Here is a 16,974-nt window from a genome sequence, read left to right on the forward strand (position 1 = left end):
TATAAGTCGGCAAGTGGCGCTGCGCGTCGACTCCGTGCACTTTATATGACGTTGGGAACGAGATGAGCATTTACCTGGATTATCTGGCCGAAATCGAAAGCCGTAAGACTCAGGGACTCGCGCCCAAGCCGATCGACGATGGCGCACTGGTTGCAGCCCTCATCACGCTGATCGAGGATGCGGGCAGCGAACATCGCGCCGAAGCGCTGAAATTCTTCATCTACAACACGCTGCCCGGCACCACCAGCGCCGCGGGCGTGAAGGCCGACTTCCTCAAGAAGATCGTGCTGGGCGACGTCACCGTCGCGGAAATCACTCCCGCCTTCGCGCTGGAACTGCTGAGCCATATGAAGGGCGGTCCCTCGATCGCCGTGCTGCTCGATATTGCGCTGGGCGATGACGCCGCTCTGGCCAAGCAGGCCGGCGATGTGTTGAAGACCCAGGTGTTCCTGTATGACGCCGACATGTTCCGCCTGCGCGACGCCTATAAGGCGGGCAATGCGGTGGCGAAGGATGTGCTGGAAAGCTATGCCAAGGCCGAATTCTTCACCAAGCTTCCCGAGGTCGAGGACGAGATCAAGGTCGTGACCTTCATTGCCGGCGAAGGCGATATCTCGACCGACCTTCTGTCGCCGGGCAATCAGGCGCATTCGCGTTCCGACCGCGAACTGCATGGCCAGTGCATGATCTCGCCGGCCGCGCAGCAGGAAATTCAGGCGCTCAAGATCCAGCATCCCGACAAGCGCGTGATGCTGATCGCCGAAAAGGGCACGATGGGCGTTGGTTCGTCGCGTATGTCGGGCGTCAACAATGTGGCGCTGTGGGCCGGCAAGCAGCAGAGCCCCTATGTGCCCTTCGTCAACTATGCCCCCGTCGTCGCGGGCACCAACGGCATTTCGCCGATCTTCGCGACCACTGTGGACGTGACCGGCGGCATCGGCCTCAATCTGAAGAACTGGGTCAAGATGACCGGTCCGGACGGCAAGGTCATCCTGAACAATGACGGCAATCCGGTGCTGGAAGAGGCCTTCTCGGTCGCGACCGGCACGGTGCTGAAGATCGACGTCAAGAACAAGAAGCTGACCGATGAGGCCGGCAACGAACTGGTCGATGTCGCCGCGTCCTTCACGCCGCAGAAGATGGAATTCATGAAGGCGGGCAGCAGCTACGCCATCGTCTTCGGCAAGAAGCTCCAGACCTTCGCGGCCGAGACACTGGGCGTCGAAGCGCCCAAGGTGTTCGCGCCGAACAAGGAAATCACGGTCGAGGACCAGGGTCTGACCGCCGTCGAGAAAATCTTCAACCGCAATGCCGTGGGCGTGACGCCGGGCAAGATACTGCACGCCGGTTCGGACGTGCGCGTGAAGGTGAACATCGTGGGTTCGCAGGACACCACGGGCCTGATGACCGCGCAGGAACTGGAAGCGATGGCCGCCACGGTCATTTCGCCGCTGGTCGATGGCGCCTATCAGTCGGGCTGCCACACCGCGTCGGTGTGGGACAAGAAGGCGCAGGCCAACATTCCCAAGCTCATGAGCTTCATGAACAATTTCGGCCTGATCACCGCACGCGACCCCAAGGGCGTCTATCATGCGATGACCGACGTCATTCACAAGGTGCTGAACGACATCACCGTGGACGACTGGGCCATCATCATCGGCGGCGACAGCCACACCCGCATGTCGAAGGGCGTGGCCTTCGGTGCGGACTCCGGCACGGTTGCGCTGGCGCTGGCCACCGGCGAAGCCACCATGCCGATCCCGCAGTCGGTCAAGGTGACGTTCAAGGGCAAGATGCAGCCCTATATGGACTTCCGCGACGTGGTGCATGCGACGCAGGCGCAGATGCTGCACCAGTTCGGCGGAGAGAATGTGTTCCAGGGCCGCATCATCGAAGTCCATATCGGCACGCTGCTGGCTGATCAGGCCTTCACCTTCACCGACTGGACGGCCGAAATGAAGGCGAAGGCGTCGATCTGCATTTCCGAAGACGCAACGCTGATCGAATCGCTGGAAATTGCAAAGTCGCGCATCCAGATCATGATCGACAAGGGCATGGAAAATGCCGCCGGCACCTTGAAGGGCCTGATCGCCCTTGCCGACAAGCGCATCGGCGAAATCCGCTCGGGCGAAAAGCCTGCCCTGTCGCCGGACGCCAATGCGAAATATTTCGCCGAAGTCGTGGTCGACCTGGACCTGATCGACGAGCCGATGATCGCCGACCCGGACGTCAACAATGCCGACGTGTCGAAGCGCTACACCCACGACACCATCCGCCCGGTATCCTACTATGGCGGCACCAAGAAGGTCGATCTGGGCTTTATCGGTTCGTGCATGGTGCATAAGGGCGACATGAAGATCCTGGCCCAGATGCTGAAGAACATCGAAGCGACTGAAGGCAAGGTTGAGTTCAAGGCACCGCTGGTCGTCGCTCCGCCGACCTACAATATCGTCGACGAGCTGAAGGCCGAAGGCGATTGGGACGTGCTGAAGAAATATGCCGGTTTCGAGTTCGACGACGTTCATCCAAAGAATGTCGCCCGCACCGAATATGAGAATATGCTCTATCTGGAGCGTCCGGGCTGCAACCTGTGCATGGGCAATCAGGAGAAGGCATCGAAGGGCGACACCGTCCTTGCCACCTCGACCCGCCTGTTCCAGGGGCGCGTCGTGGAAGATACGGCCAACAAGAAGGGGGAATCGCTGCTCGCCTCGACCCCGGTCGTGGTGCTGTCGACCATCCTGGGCCGTACGCCGAACATGGACGAATATAAGAAGGCGGTGGTCGGCATCGACCTCACCAAGTTCGCCCCGCCCAAGGCGGCCTGAGGACTGCCCCCAACCGCGGGCGAACTGCCCCACCGGGTGATGCGGCTTACACAGAAAAGGCGCCATTATCGTGGCGCCTTTTCTTTTTGCCCGGCTTTGGCGGAAACAGTAAAAAGTATTTGGGGCAAAGCCCGTCCCGCACTCGCAGGCAGAGCGGAAAAGACAGGCTGATCAGGCAAGCTGTGGCGCAAGGGGTGAGGGCGACATTTCTCCATCCTGTGCACAATAAAAGTGCAGGTCTTGCGCTCGTTACTGCGAATGATTTTCAGTAGTCGAATATGGCGGAAATAAAGGCCCTTCCGACCATTTCTCCCTTTGACTTGGCCGAGGCAATCCCTATCTCGCAGACATATCGGGACATACCTGCTTCGACCCATGGTTGGGGCGCGTCCCGCCCCTAATCCGTCCGGTGGCGAACCGGCTGGACCTTGCGGCGGATCATGCGTCAGCCTCCTTGCCCTGGGCCGGGGCCATCTGCGAGGAGACGCACGACCTATGACCGCCACTGGACAGGACACCCTCGGCACGCGCGACACGCTCAACGTCGGCGGCAAGGACATCGCCTATTATTCGTTGAACAAGGCGGCGGAGAAGCTGGGAGACGTTTCGCGCCTGCCTTTCTCCATGAAGGTGCTGCTGGAAAATCTGCTGCGCTTCGAAGATGGCGTCACCGTCACCATCGAGGATATTCAGGCGATCGTCGACTGGCAGAATGACCGTGGCAAGGCGGAGCGGGAAATCCAGTATCGCCCGGCGCGCGTGCTGCTTCAGGATTTTACCGGCGTTCCCTGTGTGGTCGATCTGGCCGCGATGCGCGACGCGATGAATGCGCTGGGCGCCGACGCCAGCAAGATCAACCCACAGGTGCCCGTCCACCTCGTCATCGACCATTCGGTCATGGTCGATGAATTCGGCACGCCCAAGGCGTTCGAACAGAATATGGAGATTGAATATCAGCGCAATATGGAGCGCTACGACTTCCTGAAATGGGGCAGCAAGAGCCTCGCCAATTTCTATGCCGTCCCCCCCGGCACCGGTATCTGCCATCAGGTGAACCTGGAGAATATCGCGCAGGGCGTCTGGTCGAGCGAAGCTGCCGATGGCACGTCCATCGCCTATCCCGACACCTGCGTCGGCACGGACAGCCACACCACCATGATCAACGGCCTGGGTGTGCTGGGCTGGGGCGTGGGCGGGATCGAGGCGGAAGCGGCGATGCTCGGCCAGCCTGTCTCCATGCTGATCCCTGAAGTCGTCGGCTTCAAATTCACCGGCAATCTCAAGGAAGGCGTCACCGCAACCGACCTCGTCCTCACCTGCACCCAGATGCTGCGCGCGCGCGGTGTGGTTGGTCGCTTCGTCGAATATTTCGGCCCCGGCCTTGCCACCCTGTCGCTGGCCGACCGTGCGACGCTGGCGAACATGGCGCCCGAATATGGTGCGACCTGCGGCTTCTTCGGCATTGATGACAAGACGCTGGACTATATGCGCCTGACTGGCCGCAGCGACGAGAATATCGCGCTGGTCGAGGCCTATGCCAAGGAACAGGGCTTCTGGATCGATCCGTCGATCGAGCCGGTGTTCACCGACACGCTGGAACTGGACCTCGGCACCGTTGTCCCCAGCCTTGCCGGCCCGAAGCGCCCGCAGGACCGTGTGGCGCTGCCCGAAGTCGATGATGTGTTCAACGCCGACATGGTCAACACCTACAAGAAGGCGCAGACCCGCGTCCCGGTGGAAGGCAAGGATTTCGACATTGGCGACGGCGACGTCACCATTGCGGCGATCACCAGCTGCACCAACACGTCGAACCCCAGCGTGCTGGTGGCCGCCGGTCTGGTCGCCAAGAAGGCGAATGAGCTGGGCCTCAAGCCCAAGCCTTGGGTGAAGACATCGCTGGCGCCCGGTTCTCAGGTCGTTACCGACTATCTGGAAAAGGCCGGCCTCCAGTCGCATCTCGACGCGATCGGCTTCAATCTGGTCGGCTATGGCTGCACCACCTGCATCGGCAATTCGGGGCCGCTGGCCGAACCGATCAGCAAGGCGATCAATGAAAATGGGCTGGTCGCCGCAGCCGTGATTTCGGGCAACCGCAACTTTGAAGGCCGCGTGTCGCCCGACGTGCGCGCGAACTTCCTCGCCAGCCCGCCGCTGGTCGTCGCTTATGCGCTCAAGGGCACGGTGATCGAGGATTTCATCACCACCCCGATCGGCACCAGCAAGGATGGGGAGGCTGTCTATCTGAAGGACATCTGGCCGACCAACGATGAGGTCGCCTCTACCTTGGCCGGCGCTGTCGACCGCCAGATGTTCCAGGCCCGTTATGCCAATGTGTACAAGGGCGACGCCCATTGGCAGGCGATCGAAGTCACCGGGTCGGATACCTACACCTGGCGCGCCGGATCGACCTATGTCGCCAATCCGCCCTATTTCGAAGGGCTGACCATGACTCCGGCGCCGGTCACTGACATCATCGACGCCAAGCCGTTGGCGATCTTCGGCGACTCGATCACCACCGACCACATCTCGCCCGCTGGCTCGATCAAGGCGTCGTCGCCCGCGGGCAAATGGCTGTCGGAGCATCAGGTCGCCCAAGCCGACTATAACAGCTATGGTTCGCGTCGTGGCCATCATGAAGTGATGATGCGCGGCACCTTCGCCAATATCCGCATCAAGAATCTGATGCTGGACGGCGTCGAAGGCGGCATGACCAGCTATAAGGGCGAAACCATGGCGATCTATGATGCCGCCATGGCGCACAAGGCTGACGGCACGCCGCTGGTCGTGATCGGTGGCAAGGAATATGGCACCGGTTCCTCGCGCGACTGGGCGGCCAAGGGTACCAACCTTCTGGGTGTCCGCGCCGTGATCGTCGAGAGCTTCGAACGTATCCACCGGTCCAATCTGGTCGGCATGGGCGTGCTGCCGCTGGTGTTCAAGGATGGCCAGACCCGCGATACGCTGGGCCTGAAGGGCGATGACAGCTTCACGATCACCGGTGTCGCCGACCTGAAGCCGCGTCAGGACGTAACCGTCAACGTGACCCGCGCCGATGGCTCGACCTTCAGCTTCACCGCATTGTGCCGGATCGATACCGTCAACGAACTGGAATATTTCCTGAACGGCGGCATCCTGCAATATGTGTTGCGCAAGCTGGCCGCTTGATCGGCTGACATGTCCGGCTAAGGAAAAGGGCTTCTCCTTCATGGGAGGAGCCCTTTTCCTTGGGGGAGTCGCGATGGCATTGTTCGTGGAAATCATCGGCTGGGCCGGCGCGCTTCTGGTGCTGGCGGCCTATGTCGGCGTGTCGACCGGGCAACTGGCGGGCGGATCGGCAACCTTCCAATGGCTGAATGCTGTCGGTACGACCTTGTTTGTCGTCAACACCTGGTGGCATGCAGCCTTCCCGTCGATGGTGCTCAACATCATCTGGAGCGTCGTGGGTTTCTATACCTTGTGGCGCATTTTTCGCCGGAGAATCTCCCTGTCATGACCCGCTTTATCGACCTGAGCCACGCCATCGAACATGGGATGCAGACCTATAAGGGTGTCGCCGCGCCGCATATCTGCGATTACTGGACCCGCGATCAGTCGCGCGCCAATTATGCCGATGGCAGTACGTTCCAGATGGGGCGGATCGACATGGTGTCGAACACCGGCACCTATCTGGATGCGCCCTTTCATCGCTTCGAAGAGGGGGACGACCTCTCGATGCTCGATCTCGACCGGCTGGCCAGCCTGCCCGCGATTGTGGTGCGGCGGCCGTTCGAGACGATGGGGCTGGCGACCGATGCTGCCGATCTGGACGGGATCAACGTGGCGGGGCGTGCCGTGCTGGTGCATACCGGCTGGGATCGGCACTGGCGCACGCCCGCCTATTTCGAAGAGCATCCTTTCCTGACCGAAGCGGCGGCGCGGCTTCTGGTGGAGCGGGGCGCGAAGCTGGTCGGGATCGACAGCCATAATATCGACGATACAAGACCCGGCACCGGGCGGCCGGTGCACCGCGAACTGCTGGGCGCGGGCGTGCTGATCTGCGAGCATATGACCAACCTTGGCGCGCTGCCGGATGCAGGCTTCACCTTTACCGCCGTACCGCCAAAGATTGTGGGCATGGGGACGTTTCCGGTGCGGACTTTTGCGACTTTATAGGGGCAGGAACCGAGCCATGCGCGCCTTCAACAGTGCGATCAGGTCCGGGTCCATAAATTCATAATCGTCGGGGATATCGAGGCAGACGATCCTTGTTCCGCCAAGCGCCGACCGGAAGCGCTTCTGGATCTTGTTGCGATGGGCCTTCTCCATCACGAAGATGGTATCGGCCCAGCGCAGCATCTCATCATCCAGTGGTGTTTCCGCATCATGATTGGTCCCGGCCGACAGGGTTTCGATGCCGGGATAGTCGGCGAAAATCTGTTCCGCTGTGGGGCTACGCAATTTGTTCTGGCTGCAAATGAACAGATAATGCCGCTCCCTCTCCATCAGCGCCCATATCCCGTCATCGAATAGGGCCGTGCCTTTTCGCCGGTTGCCCATGTCTTGTTGGGTGTGGCCTGCATCGTGAAGCGCAACTCTCCGCCGCCGCGGATTTCTGCGTCGGTGATATAGCCGCGCCCCAACGCCTTGCCGTTGAGCGTCACCCGGCCGACATAGCGGTTGGCGTCGGACAGGCCGTCGGCAATCACGGTGAAGGGCTGCCCGTTCGGTAATGTCATCTCCGCCCGGTCCACGAACGGCCGCCCGATCACATATTCATTGCTGCCCGGCGCCACCGGATAGAAGCCAAGCGCGGTGAAGACCAGCCAGGCGGACATCTGGCCCAGATCGTCATTACCGGCCAGGCCCTCGGGCGTGGGCTTATACTGGCTGTCTACAATCTGCTTGAGCCGCTCCTGCGTGCGCCATGGCTGGCCCGCATAATTGTAGAGATAGGCGACGTGATGGCTGGGTTCGTTGCCATGGATATATTGGCCGATCAGGCCGGATATGTCCTCGGCATGGCTATAGTCGATCTTGCTATTGTCATAGTCGAACATCGCATCGAGCTTGGCGACGGTTTTCGCGTCGCCGCCCAGCAGGCGGAACAGGCCGCCCTGATCATGCGGCATGAACCAGCTATATTGCCATGCATTCCCCTCCGTATAGTCGCTGCCATAGTTGATGGCGGTCGGATCGAAAGGGGTGCGGAAGCTGCCGTCCGCCTTGCGCGCGCGCAGGAAGCCGGTCTTCGCGTCGAAGCTGTTGCGCCAGTTCCGGGCGCGTTTATCGAAGCGCTCTGCCGTGGCGGTGTCGCCAAGCTGGCGGGCGAGGCGGGCGATGGTCCAGTCGTCATAGGCATATTCGACCGTCTTGGACGCGGCTTCCGGTTCGCGGTCGATCGGGACATAGCCGAGCTTCATGTAGTCGCCAAGGCCGCCATAGGGGGCATAGTCGGCGCTCGCGACCATCGCCTTGAGAGCGGCGGCGCAGTCGATGCCTCTGATCCCCTTCAGGCAGGCGTCGGCAATGACGGGAACGGCATGATAACCGATCATCGTCCAGGTTTCCTTGCCGCCGAACTGCCAGACGGGGAGGATGCCGAACGGGCTGGTCTTTTGTCCCGCGACCAGCGAGTTCACGAAATCGGCATTCTTCGTTTCGGGCTGGATCAGCGTCAGCAGCGGATGTTCGGCGCGGAACGTGTCCCACAGTGAGAAGGTGGAATGCATGGTGAAGCCGGTTCCGGCATGGACCTGATCGTCCGGCCCGCGCCAGCGGCCATCGGCATCGCTCCAGACGCTGGGCGCCATCAGGCTGTGATAGAGGGCGGTGTAGACATTGGTGCGCATCGGCTTCGGCGCGTCGATCTTCACCGCACCCAGCGCATCGGTCCAGGCGGTGCGGGTCTTGGTGCGGATCGCGTCGAAATCGCCCGGCTCGCTGGCGAGATTGGCGATCGCGCCATCCTCATCGACGCCGGACAGGGCGACCTTCGCCTCCAGCGGTTTCGTCAGCGTTCCGAAGTCGAGTTGCGCCACCAGCGCGCGGCCGGAGAGGGAATCCAGCGTTTCGGGGCCGCGACCGGGGCCTTTGAAGCCTTTGTACAGAATATCCTTTTCGGTGCTGACGAACTGGTGGCCGGTCAGCGGCGCGGAAAAGCGCATGGCAAAGAAAATGCGCCGCGGCGTGGCCCAGCCGCGCACCTCGCGCGATCCGGTAATCGTGCCATCGGGGCGGATGCGGATCGAGGACCAGAGTATCTTGCCGGGATAATCATAAATGATGGAGCGCAGGTCGAGCACCAGATGCGCGGCCTTGCCCGTTGGGAAGGCATAGCGGTGGACGCCGACGCGGGTGCCGGCGGTCATTTCCGCGCGTACGCCCGGATCGGTCAGGGTGACGGCATAATAGCCGGGTGACGCAATCTCATCGGCCTTGCGCGATCGGAAGCCGGGCGTCTTGTCGTCGCCAGCCTCCAGCGGAACCGTATCGCCGCTGACCGGCATCACCAGAAAATCGCCCAGATCACTATGGCCCGCACCCGAGAAATGGGTGTGGGAAAAACCCAGGATCACCGGGTCTTCATGGCGGTATCCGGCGGCCCAGTTATAGGTCTGGCGCGCCGGGCCGACCTGGGTGTCCGGCGAGAGCTGGACCATGCCGAAGGGCGCGACGGCGCCGGGAAAGGTATGGCCTTCGCCCGATGTGCCGATGAAGGGATCGACCGCCGCAACCGGATCGTCGGCAGCCGGCTGAGCGAGGAGGGGGGCGGCAAAGAGGGCGCCGGCGAGCAGCGCGATGCGAAAGGCTTTCATGCGCCGGTTAGATCATGGCAGCGCCCTTTGGCCAATAGTCCTGATTTTACGACCGCAAGAAAGGCTGGGGTGGCGGCGGCCGATACGATTGTCTAGCGTCCGAATCAGCAATGAAAAGAGCGTTGATCGTCCGTCATGTACCGCGCGAGGGTGCGGCAGGGTATCTCCAGCCGATCGAGGCGGCGGGCTATCGTATCGATCGTATCGATGTGGCCAGCCCCGATTTCGCGCAGGTCGATCTGTGCGATCCCGACCTGCTGATCATGATGGGCGGCCCTATGGGCGTCTATGAGCATGACCTGCATCCCTGGATTCCCGTGCAGATCGAAAAGCTGGCCGCTCGGCTTGCGTCTGACAGGCCAACGCTCGGCGTATGTCTGGGCAGCCAGATGATCGCGGCGGCGCTGGGTGCGCGCGTCTATCCGGGTGGCCATATGGAACTGGGCTTTGCGCCTGTGACGGTGAATGGCACGGGTGCTCAATCGCCGCTGCGCCATATCGACGGCGTGCCGATCCTGCACTGGCACAGCGACACGTTTGACCTGCCAGACAATGTCGAACTGCTCGCATCGACCGGGAAATATGCGCATCAGGCGTTCCGCCGCGGCCCGAACCTGCTGGCGCTGCAATTCCATGCTGAAATGGGCGAAGACCCTCGCTTCGAGGATTGGCTGACCCATTTTTGGGCCGATCTGGACGTGGCCCAGCAATGCGGCATCGCCCTGCGGGAGGATCATGCCCTGCACGGTCCAATCGCCGTGGCGGCCGGTCGCGCGATGATCGGCGAATGGCTGGCAGGCATCGATCCCCCCCCCTGACATCAGTAAGGTGATGGCAATCAATGTCTGTGCGGCGGTTCATTGCTCCGAAGATTTTTGGCAAAATATTTGGTAAATCTCGTAGGCTGGCATATATCGATGCACGGCGCTAACAGGGACAATGCCGATAGAAATCGAACGCAAATTCCTGGTTACCGGAGACGGATGGCGCAAAGATGCCGATGCTGGCCGTTTTTTCCGCCAAGGCTATGTGACACGCGGAAATTGTGGGCAGCAGGAAAAGGCAAGCGTGCGCATTCGTCTGGCCGGCAACCGAGCGTGGCTAACGCTGAAGAGCGCTCATGCCGGCATCATCCGGGACGAATATGAGTATGAGATCCCGGTCAGCGACGCAGCAGAGATACTGACGCAGATGTGTGGCGCGCCAGTGATCGAAAAGACGCGCTATAGGGTGCCGCATGACGACCGCATCTGGGAAGTGGATGTATTTGCCGGTAATGCAGCCGGACTGGTGCTGGCCGAGGTGGAACTGGAGGCGGTTGACGCGCTTTTGAATCTGCCCGATTGGGTTGGAAAGGAAGTAACCGACGATCCCCGCTTTCGCAATGCTGCAATCGGCGTTGAAACATCCGGCGATTACATTCCCAAAGCAGAAGGCCCATGAATTTCGACGATCAACTCCAGCGCTATTTTGGCGCACACGATATCGATGCCTTGCCTGCCGCTGCCATGACGGCGGGCATCGAAAAGATGCGGGTCGATTTCGGGCTGGAACAGGATCGGCCGCGACGCTTTGCCTTATGGTCGCTGCTGTTCCTGCTGGGGCAGGCGCCCGATCTGGACGCCTTCGAAGATTCGGCCGACCGGGAAGCCGCGCGCAATTTCATGGACCTGATGGATGCGGTGCCGCCTGAAGGTGGCGAGGAGTCCTGACGTCAGAGCCCTTCGGCTTCGACCCAGTGCGCACCGGTGATGTGGCGGGCCAATGTCCAGACCTGTCGCCGGATATCGGGCACGGCGACGATTTCCCAATGGGCGCCCCGCGTCATCGGTCCGACCACGAACAGCCGTTCCTGCGCTTCGCCGTCGCGGGTCAGGGCGCGGCCTTGCCGGTCGACATCGATCCCGATGGCCAGTTCATCCGCGCGGACCGCGCCGCGTTCCGCCAGCCGGTTCAGCAGACTGTCGCTGCTACGCCGCAAATCGCCCAATGGGCCGGTGCAATTGACGACCCGCGCGACAGGCATCGTTTCGCCACCGGTCATGCCGCGTCGGCGGATCGTGATCGCCAGACTGTCTCGATCCGGTACCGCATCCAGAATCTTCGCGGCCATGATCGTCAGTCGTCCTTCATCACACAGCGCTTCCAGCCGCGCGGCGACCTGCGGTGCGATCCGGTGGCGGTGTACGTCCCAATAGGGGCGCAGGTGGCGCAAGAAACGCTGCCGTTCCGGCGCGAACGAAGCGCGCCACATATCCTGTGTAAAGGGGCGCAATTCATCGATGGCGTTGCGCCACCCGATCTCCAGGCCACGCCGGCGTATCTGACGCAGCAAAGTGGATAGCGGTCCGGTCGGCTTGTCCCGACAGGCGGTGAAGGGGGCCGCCGGCGCATGGGCGTGCGGTGCCAGCCCACGCCGGGAGAGGGCCAGGATCGACCCTTCGAACCCCCCATTGACGAGACTGAGGATGGAGTCGACGGCGGTCAGCCCGGTGCCAAGCAGCATCACCCTGTCATCAGGCCCCAGCCCCTCGGCCAGATCGCAACTCCAGGGATCATTGACATAGGCGGCGCTATTCAGCCCGGCAAAGGCAGGCAGGCGATGGGGTGGCAGGTTGCCGGGTGCGATGGTCGCCACATCAGCGTCCACGGTGCCGCCCGATGCCAGTATCAGGCGCACGCCATCCGGCTTAAGCTCCAGGTCAACTGCTTCGTCGGCGATGATGGTGAAGCGGCCGGGCGCCGCGCGCTGCATGTCGTCCAGCAAATCGCACAGATAATCGCCATAATCGCGCCGGGTCGCAAAACTCGTTTCGCTCCCTTTGTTTCGCGTCTTCAGCCATGTTGCGAAATGATCGGGCCGATCGGGAAAGGCGCTCATATTAGCGGCGCGTACGTTCAGCACATGATCGGCCTGCGCCGCGCCATAGGCCAGACCCCGACCCAGCCGGTCGGGTCGCCTCTCGATCAGGGTTACATGCAGCGAGCCATGCCGGAGCAGGTTGATTGCCAACAGCGTACCGCTGAAGCCACCCCCGACGATGGCGGCGTGACGGGGGATCAGCATGGATCAAGCATTTCTAATGGTTCGCGCAGCATTGCTTGTGGGACATATCTCTACTGACGGAATAGATAAAGAGGCCATTTGATGCTTCCGGAAGGACGAGAATGCGCCTGTTACGATCCCTGCTCCAACGATGGCATGTGCTGCATGATGCCGCGCGGCGGGAATTGCTGCGCGATCCCACGATCATTCTGTTCGAACGGGCATCCGATTCGGGTGATGGGGCGCATGGGCGCTGAGATGCTTTCCCGTCGTGACATGCTGGTTGCCAGCGCTGCGTCCTGTCTCTTCCTGTCGGGCTGTGGCACGGCACAGGGCGGGCGACCGAAATTGCGGATATCGATCACCGGCAAGGGGGAAGGCGACACCCGCCTGCTGTTCAAGGCTGCGGGCATCAGGCCGGAAGGCTTTGACCTGATCTATAGCGAGTTCCAGTCGGGCCATCTGGTTGTCGAGGCGCTGAACGGCGGATCGCTCGATTATGGTGGCATGAGCGAAATACCGCCAATCTTTGCGGCCGCCTCGACCATCCAGAGCTTCCGTCAGATTGCCGTGGCGCATGGCGATGTGAACAATCAGGTCGTACTGGTGCCCAAGGGATCGAAAGCAAGATCCATCGCCGATCTCAAAGGCAAGCGGGTCGGTTATGTCCGCGCTACCACCTCGCAATATTTCCTGATCAGGATGCTGGAAGATGTCGGCCTGACCTGGGGCGACATTACGCCAGTGGCGATGGGCGTGTCGGATGGCGCTGCCGCTTTCTCGCAAGGCGCTCTGGATGGCTGGGCGATCTATGGCTTCCCGATCCAGAGGGCGATCGCGACCGAGGGCGCGCGTATTCTGAAGACTGCTTATGGCATATTGTCGGGCAACTATCTGGTTTCGGCCCATGTCGACGCGCTGGCCGACCCGGAGAAGGCAAAGATCATCGGCGAATATCTGGCGCTGGTGCAGCAGGGCTTTGGCTGGGCCGCCAATCATCAGGACGAATGGGCCGGTATCATCGCCCAGGATATCGGCGTACCGCGCGACTATGTGCTCGACCAGTTCCGGCACAAGAGTGCCAGCTATGAACTCCGACCGGTAACGCCGGAAGCCATCGCCTCGCAGCAGCGCGTGGCGGACCTCTTCTTCCAGCAGAAATTGCTGCCCAAGGCGGTCGATGTCCGTCCGCTGTGGGACGATCGTTTCAATGCCGACATTCCCAAGAGAGGCTGAATGACCATGGCCAGTCAAGCCATTGCCCGCGAAGATGCGACCGGTAAAAGCGCGCAGCGCGCCATTGCCGAACCGGTCGGTGCCGATATTCTCGATCGGATCACGAAACAACTGGCCGCGACGGCCGAGCAATATGACCGTAGTGGTGAATTTCCCCGTGCCAATTTCGATCTGTTGGCGAAGGAGGGGTTGATCGGCCTGACCGTAGCGCCTGAATATGGTGGGCGCGGCGCATCTTTTGGTGAGGCGATCAGGGTTCTGGCCGCCGTTGCGAAGGGGGATCCGTCCACCGCGCTGATCCTTTTCATGACGTACCACTATCATGCGAACCCTGCGCGGGCGCAGGGGTGGCCGGCCCATATCTATGAGCGTCTGGCGCAGGATGCGGTTGCGGGGCGCGGGCTGATCGGTGGGCTTCGGGTCGAGCCGGAACTGGGGACGCCCGTGCGCGGTGGTCTGCCGGCAACGGTGGCCCGACGAACCGCGGATGGCTGGGCGGTCAGCGGCACCAAAATCTATTCGACCGGATCAACCGGGCTGGACTGGTTTTCGGTCTGGGCCAAGACCGACGAGGAGACGCCGCGCGTCGGCAATTTCCTGGTCAGGTCCGACAGCCCCGGCATCACGATCGAGCCGGCATGGGATCATCTGGGCATGCGGGCGACGGTTAGTCATGCGGTGCATTTCGATGATACGCCGACCCCCTTGGATCACGCGGTCGATATCCGGCGGCCCGAACAATGGGCGGCGGGCGCTGGCGATCCCAGCCTGGCGATCTGGAACGCGCTGTCCATTTCCACCATCTATGACGGCGTGGCCCGAGCTGCGCGCGACTGGCTCCGCGCCTATCTGAACGATCGGGTGCCGACCAATCTGGGTGCGTCGCTCGCCACTCTGCCGCGCGTGCAGGAGAAGTTCGGCGAGATCGAGTCCCTGTTGCAGGTCAATCGCACGCTGATCCGCGATGCCGCCGCGCGCCATGACGCGGGCGATCCGCCGAGTGCTGTGGAAGTGAACAATATCAAATATCTGGCCACGGCCAATGCGATCCGCGCGGTGGAGATTGGCCTGGAACTGACGGGCAATCCGGGAATCAGCCGGAAAAATCCGCTGGAGCGCCATTATCGCGATGTGCTGTGCAGCCGCATCCATTCGCCGCAAACCGACACTATTTTGATCGCCGCCGGTCGCGCGGCTCTTGGGAACTGACATGTCACTCATCATTGCCAGCCAGCTTGACGCCGATTTCAATCATGGCCTCGGCCAGCATCCGATCGCACCGATCCTGATCGACGTGGCAGAGGATGAGCCTTGGGCCGCCGCCGCCGAAGCGGACGTGCTTCTGATCCGGCCGTCTCCGGCCTGGCGACAGCCGCAGGCTGCGGTGCCGCCAGCCTGGCCGGGGCGGTTGAAATGGGTCTATAGCGCATCGACTGGGATCGATTTCTATCCGCAATGGCTGCTCGATGCGCCGCTCGTCACGTGCGGGCGCGGAGTCGCGGCCGACGAGATTGCCGATTATGTGATCGCCGCCATCTATGCGCATGCCAAGAATCTGGAGGCGGTGACCGCCCGATCGCGTGCGCAATGGATCAACGTGCCGCTGGGCCGCGTGTCGGGGACGACGATCGGTATCGTCGGGCTGGGCGCGATCGGGCAGGCGGTCGCGCGACGGGGACTGGCACTGGGCGCACAGGTGGTCGGCCTGCGTCGATCGGGCGCGAAATCCAGTGTCAGCGGCGTCGAGAATGTCGCCGATGTCGAGGCGCTGGTGGCCCGATCGGATCATATCGTCATTGCCGTGCCAGCTACCGCAGAAACGCGGCATTTGTTCAACGATGCGTTGCTGGCGAAGGTGAAGCCGGGCGCTCATATCATCAATGTCGCGCGGGGTTCGGTGATCGATCAGGAGGCGCTGATGCGGGCGCTCGACCGGGAAGATAGCGGGCCGGGCTTCGCTACGCTGGACGTGACCGATCCGGAACCGCTGCCCGAAGGCCATGCCCTTTACACCCATCCCCGAGTCCGGCTGACGCCGCATATTTCCAGCAACCATACGCTGGTGCGGCATCGGCTGCTGGAAAAGGTGCGGGATGATATCTCCCGCTTTGCGCGGGGCGAGGCGCCGAGCGACATCGTCGACCCAGTGCGGGGATACTGAGCGAAGTTCACAGTGTCGCAGAGGCCGTCCAGCCAAGGGCCTCTGCCGTTAAAGCGCCTGCACCGTTTCCCTCGCCAGTTCGGCGAGGCGATGCGCAGCCTTGTCCAGCTTGTCCCCGGCGCGCAGGATCGCGGCGACGCGGGGCAGGGGCGGCAGCCTGTCATGCTCCAGCGTAGCGCCTTCACCCAGGAACAAATGGGTCCGGCAGGTGATGCCCAGCCCCGCACCCACGGCGGCTTTCAGCGTCGCCAGATTGGGCGTTTCCACCGCGATCCGCCATTGCAGTCCGGCATCTTCCAGTCCGCGAATAGCGGCTTCGCGGAAGCGGCAGGGTTGTTCTAGCACGGCGAGGGGAATGACCTCCCGGTCCGCCAAGGCGCTTTCGCCATACCAGCTCATCGGCGCGACGGTGACGGCATGGCTGTCATTGGGGGCGGCGAAGCCCAACAATATGTCGAGCTCGCGCCGGTCGAGCAGGGTCTGCAATTCGGCGGTACCCGCGACCCTGGCATAGATTTGCGCATCGGGATGCAGTTCGGCAAAGCGCGACAAAAGCCCGCTGAGCAGCGTGTCGGCAAAATCCTGGACCATCCCGATCCGGGCTGGGCCGGCGAAGCGTCCCGCGCTGACGGCGGCGACGGCTTCGTCATGCAACAGCAGCACCCGACGCGCATAATCGAGCAGGACGTCGCCTGCCGCCGTCAGATTGAGTCGGCGGCCTTCCCGCAGGAACAGCGTCTGCTGCACCAGTTCCTCCAGTCGCTTGATCTGAAGGCTGAGGGCGGATTGGGTTACGAACACCTGTTCCGATGCATTGAGCATCGACCCGGTGTCGACGATCGCAACGAAACTTCTCAACAAGTTGGTCGGCAAATTGACCGGCACGGGAGACCTCATAGGATAAAGGGA

General features: G+C 62.0%; 15 protein-coding genes. 11 read left to right on the forward strand and 4 right to left on the reverse strand.

Features of this window, described 5'->3' with window-relative positions; translation table 11 throughout:
* Window positions 1-62 precede the first annotated feature (62 nt).
* The 4 genes from BMY84_RS08585 to BMY84_RS08600 all read left to right on the forward strand — a co-directional run bounded on the left by BMY84_RS08585 (window position 63) and on the right by BMY84_RS08600 (window position 6,980).
* Window positions 63-2,828: a bifunctional aconitate hydratase 2/2-methylisocitrate dehydratase gene (locus tag BMY84_RS08585; RefSeq protein ID WP_093083095.1), complete on the forward strand. Its 2,766-nt coding sequence runs from the start codon at window positions 63-65 to the stop codon at window positions 2,826-2,828.
* 495 nt (window positions 2,829-3,323) lie between these two features.
* Window positions 3,324-5,993 (forward strand): aconitate hydratase AcnA, encoded by a 2,670-nt coding sequence (gene acnA / locus BMY84_RS08590; RefSeq protein WP_093083098.1) that lies wholly within the window; start codon window positions 3,324-3,326, stop codon window positions 5,991-5,993.
* 73 nt (window positions 5,994-6,066) lie between these two features.
* Window positions 6,067-6,321, forward strand: a complete 255-nt coding sequence (locus BMY84_RS08595; RefSeq protein ID WP_093083100.1) for a CBU_0592 family membrane protein — start codon at window positions 6,067-6,069, stop codon at window positions 6,319-6,321.
* On the forward strand, window positions 6,318-6,980 hold the full coding sequence (locus BMY84_RS08600) for a cyclase family protein (RefSeq protein WP_093083104.1): 663 nt from the start codon (window positions 6,318-6,320) through the stop codon (window positions 6,978-6,980). Before BMY84_RS08595 ends, BMY84_RS08600 begins: the two co-directional genes overlap by 4 nt.
* Here BMY84_RS08600 and BMY84_RS08605 read toward each other — a convergent pair.
* Window positions 6,975-7,310 carry a low molecular weight protein tyrosine phosphatase family protein gene (locus BMY84_RS08605; protein WP_093083106.1) on the reverse strand — a complete coding sequence of 112 codons (336 nt, stop codon included), beginning with the start codon at window positions 7,308-7,310 and terminating at the stop codon, window positions 6,975-6,977. The genes BMY84_RS08600 and BMY84_RS08605 overlap by 6 nt on opposite strands.
* The gene (locus BMY84_RS08610) at window positions 7,310-9,622 is read right to left on the reverse strand and encodes a GH92 family glycosyl hydrolase (RefSeq protein WP_093083109.1); all 2,313 of its coding nucleotides are present in this window, start codon (window positions 9,620-9,622) and stop codon (window positions 7,310-7,312) included. Before BMY84_RS08610 ends, BMY84_RS08605 begins: the two co-directional genes overlap by 1 nt.
* A gap of 110 nt (window positions 9,623-9,732) precedes the next feature.
* On the opposite strand from BMY84_RS08610, the gene BMY84_RS08615 reads away from it, so the two are divergent.
* The 3 genes from BMY84_RS08615 (at window position 9,733) to BMY84_RS08625 (ending at window position 11,334) form a co-directional block, all read left to right on the forward strand.
* Window positions 9,733-10,440, forward strand: a complete 708-nt coding sequence (locus BMY84_RS08615; protein WP_093083111.1) for a glutamine amidotransferase — start codon at window positions 9,733-9,735, stop codon at window positions 10,438-10,440.
* A gap of 121 nt (window positions 10,441-10,561) precedes the next feature.
* A complete protein-coding gene (locus BMY84_RS08620) occupies window positions 10,562-11,065 on the forward strand; it encodes a CYTH domain-containing protein (protein WP_093083114.1) in 504 nt (167 codons plus the stop codon).
* Complete coding sequence (locus BMY84_RS08625; RefSeq protein ID WP_093083116.1) at window positions 11,062-11,334, forward strand: hypothetical protein; 273 nt, start codon at window positions 11,062-11,064, stop codon at window positions 11,332-11,334. Before BMY84_RS08620 ends, BMY84_RS08625 begins: the two co-directional genes overlap by 4 nt.
* Window positions 11,335-11,336: 2 nt before the next feature.
* On the opposite strand, the gene BMY84_RS08630 is transcribed toward BMY84_RS08625, so the two are convergent.
* Window positions 11,337-12,689, reverse strand: coding sequence for an FAD/NAD(P)-binding protein (locus BMY84_RS08630; protein ID WP_093083119.1), 1,353 nt, complete (start codon window positions 12,687-12,689; stop codon window positions 11,337-11,339).
* Between the two features lie 101 nt (window positions 12,690-12,790).
* Between BMY84_RS08630 and BMY84_RS30400 the strand changes: the two genes are divergently transcribed.
* The 4 genes from BMY84_RS30400 to BMY84_RS08645 are packed head-to-tail and all read left to right on the forward strand — an operon-like array spanning window position 12,791 to window position 16,065.
* Complete coding sequence (locus BMY84_RS30400) at window positions 12,791-12,925, forward strand: hypothetical protein (protein ID WP_256215164.1); 135 nt, start codon at window positions 12,791-12,793, stop codon at window positions 12,923-12,925.
* A complete protein-coding gene (locus BMY84_RS08635; protein WP_256215166.1) occupies window positions 12,915-13,904 on the forward strand; it encodes an ABC transporter substrate-binding protein in 990 nt (329 codons plus the stop codon). Before BMY84_RS30400 ends, BMY84_RS08635 begins: the two co-directional genes overlap by 11 nt.
* A gap of 6 nt (window positions 13,905-13,910) precedes the next feature.
* Entirely contained in the window at window positions 13,911-15,113 is a 1,203-nt protein-coding gene (locus BMY84_RS08640) for an acyl-CoA dehydrogenase family protein (RefSeq protein ID WP_093083407.1), read from the forward strand.
* 1 nt (window position 15,114) lies between these two features.
* Window positions 15,115-16,065: a D-isomer specific 2-hydroxyacid dehydrogenase family protein gene (locus BMY84_RS08645; protein WP_093083124.1), complete on the forward strand. Its 951-nt coding sequence runs from the start codon at window positions 15,115-15,117 to the stop codon at window positions 16,063-16,065.
* 48 nt (window positions 16,066-16,113) lie between these two features.
* Here the strand turns inward: BMY84_RS08645 and BMY84_RS08650 are convergent, their stop codons facing one another.
* Complete coding sequence (locus tag BMY84_RS08650) at window positions 16,114-16,950, reverse strand: LysR substrate-binding domain-containing protein (RefSeq protein WP_093083126.1); 837 nt, start codon at window positions 16,948-16,950, stop codon at window positions 16,114-16,116.
* Window positions 16,951-16,974: the final 24 nt, after the last annotated feature.

Source organism: Sphingobium sp. AP50, assembly GCF_900109095.1.
GTDB lineage: Bacteria > Pseudomonadota > Alphaproteobacteria > Sphingomonadales > Sphingomonadaceae > Sphingobium.

Bases quoted from the DNA above. Each gene is read 5' to 3' on its own strand.
- BMY84_RS08585 (WP_093083095.1), top strand. From the start codon at position 63: ATGAGCATTTACCTGGATTATCTGGCCGAAATCGAAAGCCGTAAGACT.
- acnA (WP_093083098.1), top strand. From the start codon at position 3,324: ATGACCGCCACTGGACAGGACACCCTCGGCACGCGCGACACGCTCAAC.
- BMY84_RS08595 (WP_093083100.1), top strand. From the start codon at position 6,067: ATGGCATTGTTCGTGGAAATCATCGGCTGGGCCGGCGCGCTTCTGGTG.
- BMY84_RS08600 (WP_093083104.1), top strand. From the start codon at position 6,318: ATGACCCGCTTTATCGACCTGAGCCACGCCATCGAACATGGGATGCAG.
- BMY84_RS08605 (WP_093083106.1), bottom strand. From the start codon at position 7,310: ATGGAGAGGGAGCGGCATTATCTGTTCATTTGCAGCCAGAACAAATTG.
- BMY84_RS08610 (WP_093083109.1), bottom strand. From the start codon at position 9,622: ATGAAAGCCTTTCGCATCGCGCTGCTCGCCGGCGCCCTCTTTGCCGCC.
- BMY84_RS08615 (WP_093083111.1), top strand. From the start codon at position 9,733: ATGAAAAGAGCGTTGATCGTCCGTCATGTACCGCGCGAGGGTGCGGCA.
- BMY84_RS08620 (WP_093083114.1), top strand. From the start codon at position 10,562: ATGCCGATAGAAATCGAACGCAAATTCCTGGTTACCGGAGACGGATGG.
- BMY84_RS08625 (WP_093083116.1), top strand. From the start codon at position 11,062: ATGAATTTCGACGATCAACTCCAGCGCTATTTTGGCGCACACGATATC.
- BMY84_RS08630 (WP_093083119.1), bottom strand. From the start codon at position 12,689: ATGCTGATCCCCCGTCACGCCGCCATCGTCGGGGGTGGCTTCAGCGGT.
- BMY84_RS30400 (WP_256215164.1), top strand. From the start codon at position 12,791: ATGCGCCTGTTACGATCCCTGCTCCAACGATGGCATGTGCTGCATGAT.
- BMY84_RS08635 (WP_256215166.1), top strand. From the start codon at position 12,915: ATGGGCGCTGAGATGCTTTCCCGTCGTGACATGCTGGTTGCCAGCGCT.
- BMY84_RS08640 (WP_093083407.1), top strand. From the start codon at position 13,911: ATGGCCAGTCAAGCCATTGCCCGCGAAGATGCGACCGGTAAAAGCGCG.
- BMY84_RS08645 (WP_093083124.1), top strand. From the start codon at position 15,115: ATGTCACTCATCATTGCCAGCCAGCTTGACGCCGATTTCAATCATGGC.